Annotated in this window: 13 protein-coding genes; 11 read left to right on the top strand and 2 right to left on the bottom strand. The window is 68.6% G+C overall.

All coding sequences use genetic code 11. From position 1 onward, the window contains the following. Positions 1–46: 46 nt before the first annotated feature. Positions 47–3,526, top strand: a complete 3,480-nt coding sequence (smc, locus tag R8G01_07035; protein MDW3213730.1) for a chromosome segregation protein SMC — start codon at positions 47–49, stop codon at positions 3,524–3,526. A 24-nt stretch (positions 3,527–3,550) separates the two neighbouring features. On the opposite strand, the gene R8G01_07030 is transcribed toward smc, so the two are convergent. Beyond that, positions 3,551–3,928, bottom strand: coding sequence for a hypothetical protein (locus tag R8G01_07030; GenBank protein MDW3213729.1), 378 nt, complete (start codon positions 3,926–3,928; stop codon positions 3,551–3,553). 57 nt (positions 3,929–3,985) lie between these two features. On the opposite strand from R8G01_07030, the gene ftsY reads away from it, so the two are divergent. From ftsY to ffh, 4 genes are all read left to right on the top strand, one after another. Beyond that, positions 3,986–5,119 (top strand): signal recognition particle-docking protein FtsY, encoded by a 1,134-nt coding sequence (gene ftsY, locus R8G01_07025; protein MDW3213728.1) that lies wholly within the window; start codon positions 3,986–3,988, stop codon positions 5,117–5,119. A 51-nt stretch (positions 5,120–5,170) separates the two neighbouring features. After that, the gene (locus R8G01_07020) at positions 5,171–6,772 is read left to right on the top strand and encodes a hypothetical protein (protein ID MDW3213727.1); all 1,602 of its coding nucleotides are present in this window, start codon (positions 5,171–5,173) and stop codon (positions 6,770–6,772) included. Between the two features lie 5 nt (positions 6,773–6,777). After that, on the top strand, positions 6,778–7,746 hold the full coding sequence (locus R8G01_07015; protein MDW3213726.1) for a hypothetical protein: 969 nt from the start codon (positions 6,778–6,780) through the stop codon (positions 7,744–7,746). Positions 7,747–7,812: 66 nt separating this feature from the next. Then, complete coding sequence (gene ffh, locus R8G01_07010; GenBank protein ID MDW3213725.1) at positions 7,813–9,240, top strand: signal recognition particle protein; 1,428 nt, start codon at positions 7,813–7,815, stop codon at positions 9,238–9,240. 44 nt (positions 9,241–9,284) lie between these two features. Here the strand turns inward: ffh and R8G01_07005 are convergent, their stop codons facing one another. Continuing rightward, positions 9,285–9,734: a hypothetical protein gene (locus tag R8G01_07005; protein MDW3213724.1), complete on the bottom strand. Its 450-nt coding sequence runs from the start codon at positions 9,732–9,734 to the stop codon at positions 9,285–9,287. Between the two features lie 210 nt (positions 9,735–9,944). Here R8G01_07005 and rpsP point away from each other — a divergent pair, with 210 nt between their 5' ends. From rpsP to R8G01_06975, 6 genes are all read left to right on the top strand, one after another. After that, a complete protein-coding gene (gene rpsP / locus R8G01_07000; GenBank protein MDW3213723.1) occupies positions 9,945–10,208 on the top strand; it encodes a 30S ribosomal protein S16 in 264 nt (87 codons plus the stop codon). Continuing rightward, positions 10,205–10,462, top strand: coding sequence for a KH domain-containing protein (locus R8G01_06995; protein MDW3213722.1), 258 nt, complete (start codon positions 10,205–10,207; stop codon positions 10,460–10,462). Before rpsP ends, R8G01_06995 begins: the two co-directional genes overlap by 4 nt. A gap of 205 nt (positions 10,463–10,667) precedes the next feature. After that, entirely contained in the window at positions 10,668–11,168 is a 501-nt protein-coding gene (rimM, locus tag R8G01_06990) for a ribosome maturation factor RimM (GenBank protein ID MDW3213721.1), read from the top strand. Positions 11,169–11,175: 7 nt separating this feature from the next. Continuing rightward, a complete protein-coding gene (trmD, locus tag R8G01_06985) occupies positions 11,176–11,910 on the top strand; it encodes a tRNA (guanosine(37)-N1)-methyltransferase TrmD (protein ID MDW3213720.1) in 735 nt (244 codons plus the stop codon). 57 nt (positions 11,911–11,967) lie between these two features. After that, positions 11,968–12,315: a 50S ribosomal protein L19 gene (gene rplS / locus R8G01_06980; GenBank protein MDW3213719.1), complete on the top strand. Its 348-nt coding sequence runs from the start codon at positions 11,968–11,970 to the stop codon at positions 12,313–12,315. Positions 12,316–12,388: 73 nt separating this feature from the next. Beyond that, positions 12,389–12,748: a YraN family protein gene (locus R8G01_06975; GenBank protein MDW3213718.1), complete on the top strand. Its 360-nt coding sequence runs from the start codon at positions 12,389–12,391 to the stop codon at positions 12,746–12,748. The last annotated feature ends 142 nt before the right edge of the window (positions 12,749–12,890 follow it).

Genomic DNA, 12,890 nt, shown 5'->3' with positions numbered 1-12,890 from the left:
GAGATGGTGGGGGAGTGGCGGCGAGCGGAGTAGTTTCTGGGCCACCGTGTTCCTGAAGAGTCTCACCCTCAAAGGCTTCAAGTCGTTCGCCGATTCGACGGTCATGTCCCTCGAACCGGGGGTCACCGTCGTCGTCGGCCCGAACGGTTCGGGCAAGTCGAACGTCGTCGATGCGATCGCCTGGGTCCTCGGCGCGCAGGCACCGAAGTCGGTCCGCTCCCAGAAGATGGACGACGTCATCTTCGCCGGTACCGAGAAGCGCCCCGCCCTCGGTCGAGCCGAGGTGAGCCTCACCCTCGACAACTCCGCCGGGCTGTTGCCCGTCGAGTTCAACGAGGTGACGATCACGCGCATCCTGTTCCGGAGCGGCGACAGCGAGTACGCCATCAATGGCGTGCCGTGCCGCCTGCTCGACATCCAGGAGTTGCTCTCCGACGCCGGTGTCGGGCGTCAGCAGCACGTGATCGTCAGCCAGGGACAGATCGACGCCGTGCTCAACGCCCGGCCAGAAGACCGTCGCGGCATCATCGAGGAGGCGGCCGGCGTCCTCAAGTACCGCAAGCGCAAGGAGAAGGCCGAGCGTCGCCTCGACGCCACCGAGGCCAACCTGCTCCGCTTGCAAGACCTGTTGCGCGAGGTGCGACGCCAGCTGCGTCCGCTCGAACGTCAGGCCGAAGCGGCCCGCCGCCACGAAGAACTCGTCGTCGAGCTGCACGCCCTCAAGGTGTACGTCGCCGGACGAGACATCACCGCGTTGCGCCGCAAGCTCGAAGCGATCGCCACCGATCGTGTCGAAGCGGTCCGGATCGACGCCGAGCTCAAGTCGCAGCTGGCCAAGCTCGACACCGAGATCATGTCGCTCGAAGCCGACCTGTCGGCCCGTGGCGCCAGCGACCTCGGCGACCGCTTGATGCAGGTCGAGCAGCTCCGTGAGCGGGCTCGCGGATTGTCGGGCATGCTCGCCGAACGCAAGCGGTCGCTCGAACGTGATCACGGCCAGTTGATCGATGCCGGTGTCGTCGCGAACCTCGAGGCCGACGGCGCCCGCTTCCGAGCCGAACTCGAAGAGGTCCTCGCCGCGCTCGAGCAGGTCGCTCCCGACGGCGAGGCGTTGGCAGCCGACGAAGAAGCATTCCGAATCGAGCGCCGGCGCGTCACCGAGGCGCTCTCGGCCGACGACGGCGGGGCGAAGGCGGCCAGTGCCGCAGCCGAGGTCCGGGGCGAGCTGCGGTCGGTTCGCGGCGGGCTCCAGCGCAACGAACAGGACTTCCAGCGCACCACCACCCGCGCCGACGACCTGCGCACCAAGCTCGAGGCGTTGACCGCCGAGTCGGAGCGCTTGCGGGCGACGTGCGCCGAGGCCGAAGCGGTCGAGACGCCACTCGTCACCCGGATCGAGGCCGCCGAGCAGGCTCGCATAACCACCGAGGCGGCGCTCGAGCGGTGCACCACCGAGCGACAGGATGCCTCCGAGCAGGCGTCGAGGAGTGCGGCGCGGGTCGAAGCGCTGCAACTCGCACTCGATGCGGCCCGCGAGCGCGCCGGCGCCGAGCGGCTCGCCGACGTCGAGGGTGTGCTCGGCACGCTGCTCGAACTCGTCGACATCGACGACGGCTGGCAGGAGTCGGTCGAGGCGGCGCTGGGTGAAGCGCTGACCGCCGTGGTCGTCGACGGCTCGGCATCGGCCCAGCGGGCACTCGCCGCGCTCGACGAGTCCAACACGAGCGGGGCGGTGTTGGCCGCCGGTGCCGCCGCCGGCACGCAGAACCCGCCGCCGGTCGGCGAAGCGGTCCTCCCGCACGTGCGATCCACACGAGCCGACCTGGGCGGCCTGCTCGCCGCGCTCGTCGGTCGGGCCGTGCGGGTCCCGAATGTCGGCGCCGCCGTCGATGCGGCGCTCGCACACCCCGATGCCATCGTCGTCACGCCGAGCGGCGACCGGTTCGCCGCCACGGGGTGGCGGGTCGGTGCCGCCTCCGGCGGTGCCACGGCGTCGGCCCTGACCGATGCCACCGAGCAGGCCGAGGCGGCGACGACCCGGCTCGCCGAAGCGCAGTCGGCGTTGGCCGCCGCGAAAGCCGAGCTCGAACAGTGTCGGTCGACCGAGCGCGACCTGACCCGTCAACTCGACCAGAACGACGCCCGGTTCACCGCGGCATCCGAGGGCTTGTCGAGGGCGCTCGGGCAACGGCGCGAGTTCCAGGCCGAACTCGAGGGGCTCGACCGGTCGGTCGCCGAACTCTCCGGGCACATCGAGCAGGAGCGGGCACGGATCGCCGAGCTCGAAGCGATGCTGCCCTCGCTCGACGCCGACGAGCAAGCCGAAGCCGAAGCGGCGAAGGCACGGGGAGAAGCCCGGGCCGAACTCGAAGCGCGAGCCGGTGCGCTGGCCGGTCGCCGCCGTGAGCTGGAGGTTCGCAACGCCGGGCTCAACGAACGGCAACAGTTCCTCGAGTCACGCATCGCGGAGAACGAGCGCCGCCTCGAAGCCGACCAGGAGGCTCGTGCCCAGGCCGCCGACCGGCGTGAGCAGATCCAACGGTCGCTGACCGCGATCGGACGCCTCGACGGGTTGGTGCAGGCACACCGTGCGGTGATCGAGGTCGAACACGACCAGTTGGTCGAGCAGCGGCGCCGGCAGAGCGACCAGGTTCGCGGGCTGACCACGGCGCTCGAGACGGCGCGACGCACGCGCGGCGAATCCGAACGTCGGCTCGACGAGACCCGCCAGAAGTCGCACCGCTCCGAGATCGAAGAGGCCGAGGCCAAGCTCCGGCTCGAGACCGCCATCGAGACGTTGCGTCGAGACCTCGACATCGAGCCGCAGGTCGCCGAGCAGGCCGAGCAGCCGGAACTCCCCGAGGGTGCGTCGGCGGCGGGTCGTGTCCGGGAACTCGACCGTGAGCTCCGCCTGCTGGGGCCGATCAACCCGCTCGCACTCGAGGAGTTCAACGAGCTGCAGCAGCGACACACGTTCCTCGAGGAGCAACTCGAAGACGTGCGATCCACGCGTCGGGATCTCAGTCGGGTCATCAAGGCCGTCGACCAGGAGATCCAGAACGTGTTCGCCGGTGCGTTCGCCGATGTGAGCATGAACTTCACGGCGCTGTTCGGCACGCTGTTCCCCGGTGGTGCCGGTGCGCTCAAACTGACCGTTCCCGACGACCTGCTCAACACGGGCATCGAGGTCGAAGCCAAGCCGAGCGGCAAGAACGTCAAGAAGCTGTCGTTGCTGTCGGGTGGCGAGCGCAGCCTCACCGCGCTCGCGTTCCTGTTCGCCGTGTTCCGCAGTCGCCCGTCGCCGTTCTACGTGATGGACGAGGTCGAGGCGGCGCTCGACGATGTCAACCTGCACCGATTCCTCGGCCTGATCGCCGAGTTCCGCAAGGATGCACAGCTGTTGGTCGTGTCGCACCAGAAGCGCACGATGGAAGCCGGCGACTCGCTGCTCGGCGTGTCGATGCAGCCGGGTGGTTCGTCCAAGGTGGTCACCGAGAAGGCCGCCACCGCCACCGGACGCGCCTGAGACGACGTCGACCGGCCGGCGTGGTCAGCCGGACTTCAGGACCTTGGTGCGCACGAGCGCGCCGGTCATCGGGCTGACGTGGAGCCGGACCCGGTCACCGACGTTCGGGGCCTTGGGCGGGGGCCGGCCGGCCCATCCGACCGGCAGTTCGGCATCGTCGAGGTAGACCCACGTGGCATTCGTCGGTGGACTCCCGAAACCGGGCACGACACCGGCATCGGGGACGAGCTGCTTGAACGGTTGCCGGACCTTGCGAGTGACGACGCCCTCGTGCCGGTTGACCCCGACACCGAAGACCCGCAGCGGTGCACGCAACGCCCGGGCGAGGGCCGAGGTCTCGACGTCGGGATCCCACGTATAACGCGGGTCCTGCGCGTTCGAGGTCTTCGGTACGGCTCCCACATCGTGAGACTAGGCCAACGTCGGGCCTGCTGAGCGCCAGATAGCGTCGTCGTCGATATGGAGTGGTACTGGATCTTTCTCATCCTCGCCGTCGCCGTCATGGTGTTCGGCATCGGCGTCGTCGTCCTGGGGCGTCGGCAATCGCAGGGGGTCGAGGCGCCGCCACGGCCGACTCCGACGGTTCCACCGCCGACCCGTGACACCGCGGTCGACACGACCACGGTCGAGGCCGAGCCGCGGGTCGAGCCCGAACCCGAGCCGCAGCCGGAACCGGTCAAGCCGGCGTCGTTGCGCGACCGGCTCGCGAAGGCCCGATCGGCCTTCTCCGGGGCCTTCGCCGGGGTGCTCGGCCGGACGTCGATCACCGACGAGACCTGGGACGAACTCGAAGAGGCGCTGCTGCGAGCCGACGTGGGTCTCGGCGTGACCGACTCGCTGCTCGACGACCTCAAGGCCCGTGTGAAGAGCGGTGAGATCGACGAGCCGTCCGCCCTGCTCGACGCGCTGCAGGCCGACATGGTCGAGCGGCTGCAGGGCTCCGACCGGACCCTCCGGTTCGACGAGCTCGAGCCGGGCGCACCCAACATCTGGATGTTCGTGGGCGTGAACGGCGTCGGCAAGACGACGACGATCGGCAAGGTCGCTCGGCAGCAGACCGACGCGGGCCGCACGCTGCTCCTGGCTGCCGGCGACACGTTCCGTGCTGCCGCTGCCGAGCAGCTCGCCACCTGGGCCGAGCGGTCGAACACCGAGTTCGTACGCGGCGCCGAGGGCAGCGATCCCTCGTCGGTGATCTTCGACGGTGTGCAGCGGGCGGCGTCGAAGCAGATCGACCTCGTCCTGGCCGACACGGCGGGACGTCTGCACACCAAGACGAACCTCATGGAAGAGCTGAAGAAGGTGCGGCGAGTGGCCGAGAAGGGCTCCGGCGTCGTGACCGAGACCCTCCTGGTCATCGATGCCACGACCGGCCAGAACGGTCTGGCGCAGGCTCGCGAGTTCCGTGAGGCGACCGACGTCACCGGTGTCGTGCTCACCAAGCTCGACGGCTCGGCCAAGGGCGGCATCGTGTTCGCGATCGAGACCGAGATGGGCATTCCGGTCAAGCTCGTCGGGTTGGGTGAGCAGGTGGGTGACCTGATCCCGTTCGACCCGAACGAGTTCGTCTCCGCCCTGTTCGACCGCAGCTGAATTTTCTTCCCGGAACGGGAACCGATTCGATCGGCGAGGCGTCCAAAACGCATGAAGCGACATCCCTCACGCTGGGCGCCCGCTCTCGCGGCCGTCCTGATCCTGGCAGCTTGTGGTGCTGACGGCGGCGACAGCTCGCCCGTCGGTGCCCCGACCGACACGTCCGATCCCGTGGCCGACGGCATGCGAGCACCGACGCCGATCCAGGTCGTCAACGGCGGCGGGGGTGGTGCCGTCGCCACCGCCGACGCGTCGGCGGCAGGAGACGTCCCCGCCGGTGAGATCCGGATGGCACAGTGGATCGCGGAGTTCGTGATCGGCGACGGCATGCCGGCGCTGCCCACCAACGACGTCGGCTACGTGTTCGACACCGGCGTTGCGGTCACCGAGGACCAGGTCGCAGGGATCGCTGCGGCGCTCGGTGTGACCGGTGAGGTCGTGAAGATCGACGAGGGCTACGGCGTCAGCTGGCGAGTGGGGCCTGACGACGGGTCCGCTCCGAGCGTGTGGGTCTACGAGGACGCCCAGCAGAACTGGAACTACAGCGCCGCCTGGGGTGACGCGGTCTACGACGAGCCGTGTGCCGTGTCGGTCGACGCCGATGGCAACGAGACCAGCGACTGCCCCGAGCCGACGCCGCCCACCGGCGTGCTGACCGGCGACGAGGCCGAACAGCGTGTGCGCGACCTGCTGACAGCGCTCGGCGTCGACACTGACGGGCTCCGGTTCGACACGTACGCCGACGACTGGTTCGCCAGCATCGACGTGTCCGATCGGACCGACGAGCGGGCGGCCACCCGCTCGTGGCACTTCGGCTTCGGTGCCGAAGGTGTCCTCCAGTACGCCGGCGGCACGCTCGCCCCGACGCAGGCCGTCGGGCCGTACCCGCTCGTCGACATCGAGACGGCCGTTGCCCGCCTGGGCGATGGCTTCTACGGCGGCTTCGGTAGCGACGTGGCGATCGCCGAGACCGACATCGCGGTCAGCGAGGTCGCGGCGGAGCCCGAGCCCGCCGACGCCACCGACCCCGCCGAGTCGTTCGCCGACGACACCGGTGGGGCCGAGGAGCCGCCGGCCGACGAGGCACCGCCGTCGGACGAGCCGATGCCGGTCGACGAGCCAATGCCGGTCGACCCGATGACACCGACCGAGCCGGTCGTCGTGACGCTCGTCGACGTGCAGCCCGACCTGTGGTGGGCGTGGGACGCCGACGGCACCGTGTGGTTGCTCCCGGCGTACCGGTTCATCGACAGCGACGGTGGCTGGCACACCGCCCCTGCCGTGACCGACGAGCTCCTGATCCAGGCGGAGCCGACCGAACTGGTCGATCCGCCGATGCCGGTCGAGGGTGACGGCGGTATCGGCGACGGCGCCGAGCCGGTGGCTCCGCCCGAGTCGCTGCCCCCGGCCGAGACCGTACCCGGCGAGACCGGCGAACCGATCGACGGTGACCCCGTCGACATCGAGCCGTTCGAAGCCCTCATCGGCCTGTCGGTCGAGGAGTTCAGCGCCGAAGCGAAGGGGCTCGGTTTCGAGACCCGGGTCGTCATGCAGGACGGTGAGCCGCTCGCCATCACGATGGACTACCGCACCGATCGGGTCAACGTCGCCGTCGACGGTGATGTGGTCGTTGCGATCGAGTCGATCGGGTGATGGTGATGCGTTCCGTCTCGGTCGTCGCCGCCGTCGCAGGGTTCGCCCTGACGGCGTGCGGCGCGACCGAGCCGACCGGCGAGGGGCTACCGGCACCGTCGTCGTCCGACACCGTCGACTCGGTGGTTCCGTCATCGACCGACGTGCCGGGTCTCGGTCGGCCGAGCGACGCTGCTGCTCGTACCCGACCGGATCTCATGACCGTCACGCCGGCGGTCGCAGCGCCCGGTGCCGCGATCGAACTCACCTTCCCCGAAGAGACTGCACGCGGCGTCGCGTACGTGCTCGAAGTGGCCGCCGGCGACACGTGGAGCACGACCCACTACCTGACATCGTCGACCGATGGATACGGCGGCGAGCCGTCCGCCGTGTCGGTCGATGCGGCCGAGGGATACGGCTGGGATGACATCGGGATCGGTGGCCCGGGTCCGGACCGTCTGGTGCTCCCCGACGACGCGTTCGCCGGAGCGTCCCGGATCTGCACCGAGAACGCGCTCGACAACTTCTGCGCCGAGATCACCGTCGACGCCGAAACGGCGGTGGCTGCGCCGCCGGATACCACGACGCCAGACAGCCTCCCTGTCGACAGCACGCTCGCTCCCGAGGTGACACCGTCGACAATGGCTGCGGCCCCGGTGCCGATCGTCGCTGTCCACGAGGACGTCGCGTTCTACCCGGCGTGCGGCAATGAGACGCTCACGTTCGAGGGCGTGACCTGGTACCAGCTGAACCAGTTCGACGGGTACGACGACGAGTACGCCGAGATCTATGAGACCTTCGCCGACGCCGACCGGGAAGCATCTCCCGTCGCCGGTTGGCGCGGGTTCGCGCCGGCGGTCGTCGAGCCGGGCCCCGGTGACGACACCGGCACGCTCGTGATCTGGGCCGACGGCGTCGGCCGGTGGGTCTCCGACAGCGGCGACCTCGACACGTGGATGGTCGACGACGAGATCACCTACGACTGGGACTGCTGATCACGAGTGATCTCAACTCGTGTCTCACGAGTCGCCGGGGGAGCGCCGGGTAACCTGGGCGGCCTGATGTTCGACAATCTCTCCAACCGTCTCGACGGCATCGTCAAACGCCTCCGCAGCAAGGGTCGACTCACCGAAGGTGATGTCGATGAGGTCATGAAGGAGATCCGCTCGGCGCTCCTCGAGGCCGATGTGAACGTCACCGTCGTCCGGTCGGTCTGCAATCGCATCCGCGAGCACGCGATCGGCGCGACCCGCTCACAGGCGCTCGACCCCGGCCAGCAGGTGGTCAAGGCGGTCAACGACGAGCTCACCCGCATCCTGGGCGGAGAAACGCTCTCGATCAAGTACGCGTCCAAGCCGCCGACCGTCATCCTCATGGCCGGTCTGCAGGGCTCGGGTAAGACCACGGCCACCGGCAAGTTGGCGCTGTGGTTCAAATCGCAGGGCCGTCAGCCCCTCCTGGTCGGCGCCGATCTCCAGCGCCCCGCCGCCGTCGAGCAGCTCCGCACCCTCGGCAAGCAGGTCGACGTGCCGGTCTACTCCGACCCGGAAGATCCGATCCTCACCGCCTTCGAAGGTGTCGAAGAGGCGAAGCGACTGGGTCGCGACGTCGTGATCGTCGACACCGCCGGCCGCCTGTCGATCGACGCCGAGATGATGGAGCAGGTCCGACTGATCTCCGGCGCCGTGTCGCCCGACTACACGTTCCTCGTCATCGACGCGATGACCGGTCAAGATGCGGTGCAGACCGCCGAGGCGTTCCACCAGACGCTCCAGATCGACGGTGTCATCCTCTCCAAGCTCGACGGCGACGCCCGCGGCGGTGCGGCACTCTCGGTCAAGGAGGTCATCGGTCGCCCGATCGCGTTCGCGTCGACCGGTGAGAAGCTCGACGCGTTCGAGCAGTTCCACCCCGACCGCATGGCCGGCCGCATCCTCGGCATGGGCGACATGCTCACGCTGATCGAGCAGGCCGAGCAGGCGTTCAACGCCGACCAGGCCGAACAGGCCGCCGCCCGCATGATGGAGGGCCAGTTCACGCTCGACGATTTTCTCGAGCAGATGCAGGCGCTCAAGAAGATGGGGCCGCTGTCGGGCGTGCTCGGGATGATGCCCGGGATGCCCAAGGAGTTGAAGAACGCCAAGATCGACGACGACGACCTCAAGCCGATCGAAGCCATCATCCGCTCGATGACCGCCGAGGAGCGGGCTCGCCCGCAGCTGATCAACGGCAGCCGTCGCGCCCGCATCGCGAAGGGCTCCGGCACCGAGACCGCCGAGGTCAGCCGCCTCGTCAAGCAGTTCGGCGACATGCAGAAGATGATGAAGAAGATGGGCATGGGCGGCGGCGGCAAGAAGGGCAAGAAGCGCGGTGGCTTCCCCGGTCTGCCCGGCATGGGCGGCGGCATGCCCGACATGAGCGAACTCGAGTCGCTGATGGGCGGCCAGGCCGGCCAGGATGGCCCCGGCGGCTTCAACCCACCCCGCTGACGCGCCGTTGGCTCGCGGTCGCTCGAGTTCGTCGCCGGCGTGATTCAGCCGACGGACAGCGCCGGGAACCGGGGGAGGGCGATCGTGACCGGAGCGAGCCGGGCCAACCTCGTCGGCGCCTCGCGGTCGAGGCGCAGGATCGACGACGGCAGTGCCACGCGGTCGGCGTCGTTCTCGATCGCGATGTCGGCCAGGGTCGCGGCGGCGTCAGGGCCGTCTGCGGCGATCGTCCCCACCGTGCGGCCGGGGCGATCCAGTCCGACCGCGACCTGATCGAGGTAGATCCAGCCGGCCTCTGCGACACTGGTGTCCTCGTGATGGGCGAACGAGCGGAGCGCATTGCTCGCCCGCCCGCTGAGCAGCACCACGACGAGCACGTCGGTGTCGTGGTCGCAGAGTTCGCTGAGCGAGGTGTGGCCGTCGGGGCTGGTCGGGTCGACGAGCACGACCGTGGTCGAGCGGGTGCCGGTGGGGTGATCGCACGATCGGTGCATCAGAACTCCTTCGTGATCGGGGGAGACGGATCACGGTAGAGATGCCGTGTATCGGCACGATGAATGGAAGATGACCGCCGTCCGCTGCCGTGGAGACGTCGGTCACACCCAGACCGCGATCGGCGGGTATCCGACGAACGGTCGGGATTCGGTCTCCGGTCCGTTAACCTTTCGGGGTTCTCGAATACGACGTCCAGGAGTCAATGAAACATGGCAGTCAAGCTGCGCCTCACCCGCATCGGCAAGAAGAAGCAACCGCAGTACCGCATCGTCGCTGCTGACGCGCGGTCGCCGCGCGACGGTCGCTTCATCGAGATCCTCGGTCACTACGACCCGCTGCAGGATCCCTCGGCGCTCACGGTCGACAACGACAAGGCCGTCAAGTGGTTGCAGGAAGGCGCCCAGCCGACCGAGCGGGTGGCCAAGCTGCTCACCGTGTCCGGCGCCATGGATCAGTTCAAGGCCGGCAAGTGAGCGACAACGCTTCGGCCCCGACCGCAGTCGCGGTCCTCGAGCACATCGTCAAGTCGATCGTCGACGCTCCCGACGAGGTCACGGTCGATGAGGTCACCGACGAGGGCAAGCATCGCCTCGACGTGCGCGTCGGCGACGGCGACCTCGGTCGTGTGATCGGCCGTCGTGGCCGGACCGCAGCGAGCATCCGCACCGTCACCCGGGCCGCAGCGTCCAAAGACGGCATCGACCTCGACATCGAATTCCTCGACTGACGACCGGGCCAGATCGCCCGATTGCTGCGTTCCGCCTCACCGCTCGTTGTCCCAAGACAACTCGGGTTCGTCGCGCCTTGCACTCGAACGATCTGACTCCGATCGGATCGATATCGGACGCGAGCGCTCGACGTCGGACATGCTGCGGCGGATACGTCGTGATCGAGGCGGTTACGTTGCGGAGTGAGACCATGAGGAGGGTGCGATGAGCAGGGCGACGCAACCTGACGGGTTGTTGGAGGTCGGGCATTTCGGGCGGGCCCACGGGATCCGTGGCGACATCTTCTTCGTGCTGTCGACCGATCGCGACGAGCGTGCGGCCGTCGGGTCGAGACTCTGGGTCCGTGATCGCTGGATGACGGTGACCGCCTCCTCCAACGCGAGCGGCAAGTGGCGGGTCCACCTCGAAGGTGTCGACGACCGTAACGCCGCCGAAGCGCTGGCCGGCGTCAAGGTCCATGCCGAACCGCTCGACGACGCGGACGCACTGTGGGTGCACCATCTGATCGGCGCGACCGTCATCGAAGCCAACGGCATCGACCGGGGTCGGTGCGTGTCGGTCGTCGCAAACCCCGCCTCCGATCTGCTCGAACTCGAGTCCGGCGCCCTCGTCCCGGTCGCGTTCGTCACGTCCGTCGACGTGTCGGGTGGCGTTCCGCTGATCACCATCGATCCGCCGGACGGTCTGTTCGACCTGAACGACTGAGCGGGCCATGCGGATCGACGTCTTCACGCTGTTCCCCGGGCTCGTCGACGGGTTCTGTGCCGACAGTCTGCTGGGCAAGGCTCGCCAGAACGGCTTGCTCGACCTCCGGCTGCACGATCCGCGAGCCCAGACCTCCGACGTCCACGGCACGGTCGACGACGCCCCGTTCGGTGGCGGCGCCGGCATGTTGATGAAGCCCGAGCCGTTGTTCGAGGCCGTCGAAGCAGCCGACCCGCCCCGGCCGCTCTACCTCCTGAGCCCCGGTGGACCCCGATTCGATCAATCGATGGCCGTCGAACTCGCCGCATCCGACGGGTTCAGCCTCGTGTGCGGCCGGTACGAAGGTGTCGATCATCGGGTGCGCGAGCATCTCGTCGACGGCGAACTCAGCGTCGGTGACGTCGTTCTGAACGGCGGCGAAGTCGCTGCGTGCCTGGTCATCGAGGCCGTGACCCGTCTGCTGCCGGGTGCGATGGGCAACGCCGACAGCCCGGTCACCGAGAGCTTCGGACCGACCGGTCTGCTCGAGGAGCCGCACTACACCCGCCCTGCCAGCTACCGGGGCTGGGACGTGCCCGAGGTGCTCCGTGGCGGTGACCACGGCCGTGTCGCTCGCTGGCGCCACGCCCAGGCCCTCCACCGCACGATCGCCGCTCGCCCTGACCTCATCGAAGCCCGCGGGGGAATCACAGATGATGAGCGCGCGCTGTTGGAAGAGTTCCCACCCGTCCCGTATCCTTGATCCGCCCCCACGGGATCATCCCACCGACGACTCGGGGCCCTTTTTGAGAGAGACATCATGAAGACGACCGACCTCATCGACAACGACTCCCTCCGGGACGACATCCCCGAGTTCTTCCCGGGCGACGAACTCAAGGTGCACGTGCGCGTCGTCGAGGGCGGCAAGGAGCGTGTCCAGGTGTTCCAGGGCAACGTGATCCGTCGTCAGGGCAGCGGCCTGCACGAGACCTACACGGTCCGCAAGCTCAGCTACGGCGTCGGTGTCGAGCGCACCTTCCCGATCCACGCCCCGACCGTGCAGAAGATCGAAGTCACCAAGCGTGGTGACGTCCGTCGCGCCAAGCTCTACTACCTGCGCGACCGCATCGGCAAGGCCGCCAAGGTCCGCGAGAAGCGCGAGTTCTGAGCTCCTGAGCCGCGCTGCGGCTCGATCGGGCCGTGCGGCCCCGACATCACCAGGTTGTCGGAGGTACCCGTCGATGCCCGATCACTCCAACGTCGCCCGCGGGCGGTGGGGCGAAGCCCTCGCCGACCGTCACCTTCGACGCGTCGGTCACCGGATCGTCGATCGCAACTGGCGATCGCCCGAACGTGGTGTCCGCGGTGAACTCGACATCGTCTCGTTCGTCGGTGACGTGGTCGTGTTCGTCGAGGTCAAGGCCCGTCGCCGCCACGGCTTCGGCGGGGCGGCCGCGGCGGTCGACGACCGCAAGCAGCAGCAGATCCGGTCGCTGGCCGAGAGTTGGCTGCGTCTCCACGGTGACGCCGTCGAACGGGTCCGGTTCGATGTGATCGCCATCGAGGGTGTGCATCTGACACACCTCGAAGCGGCGTTCTGATCAGCCGAAGAACGCCCAGGCGACCAGGCCCGCGCCGATGAGCGCAGTGGCCGCCAACATGACGTAGTCGGCGGTGCGAACCTGGAACTTGCGGTAGGGGCTGTATCCCACGACACCAGTATCGCCGACGGGCTGCCGTTCG

The organism is Ilumatobacteraceae bacterium (assembly GCA_033344875.1).
GTDB lineage: Bacteria > Actinomycetota > Acidimicrobiia > Acidimicrobiales > Ilumatobacteraceae > Ilumatobacter.
This window is presented reverse-complemented; position numbering and strand designations above follow the sequence as displayed.

Coding starts and splice junctions, on each gene's coding strand:
- ftsY (MDW3213728.1), top strand. CDS start 3,986: ATGGAGTGGTACTGGATCTTTCTCATCCTCGCCGTCGCCGTCATGGTG.
- R8G01_07020 (MDW3213727.1), top strand. CDS start 5,171: ATGAAGCGACATCCCTCACGCTGGGCGCCCGCTCTCGCGGCCGTCCTG.
- R8G01_07015 (MDW3213726.1), top strand. CDS start 6,778: ATGCGTTCCGTCTCGGTCGTCGCCGCCGTCGCAGGGTTCGCCCTGACG.
- ffh (MDW3213725.1), top strand. CDS start 7,813: ATGTTCGACAATCTCTCCAACCGTCTCGACGGCATCGTCAAACGCCTC.
- R8G01_07005 (MDW3213724.1), bottom strand. CDS start 9,734: ATGCACCGATCGTGCGATCACCCCACCGGCACCCGCTCGACCACGGTC.
- rpsP (MDW3213723.1), top strand. CDS start 9,945: ATGGCAGTCAAGCTGCGCCTCACCCGCATCGGCAAGAAGAAGCAACCG.
- rimM (MDW3213721.1), top strand. CDS start 10,668: ATGAGCAGGGCGACGCAACCTGACGGGTTGTTGGAGGTCGGGCATTTC.
- trmD (MDW3213720.1), top strand. CDS start 11,176: ATGCGGATCGACGTCTTCACGCTGTTCCCCGGGCTCGTCGACGGGTTC.
- rplS (MDW3213719.1), top strand. CDS start 11,968: ATGAAGACGACCGACCTCATCGACAACGACTCCCTCCGGGACGACATC.
- R8G01_06975 (MDW3213718.1), top strand. CDS start 12,389: ATGCCCGATCACTCCAACGTCGCCCGCGGGCGGTGGGGCGAAGCCCTC.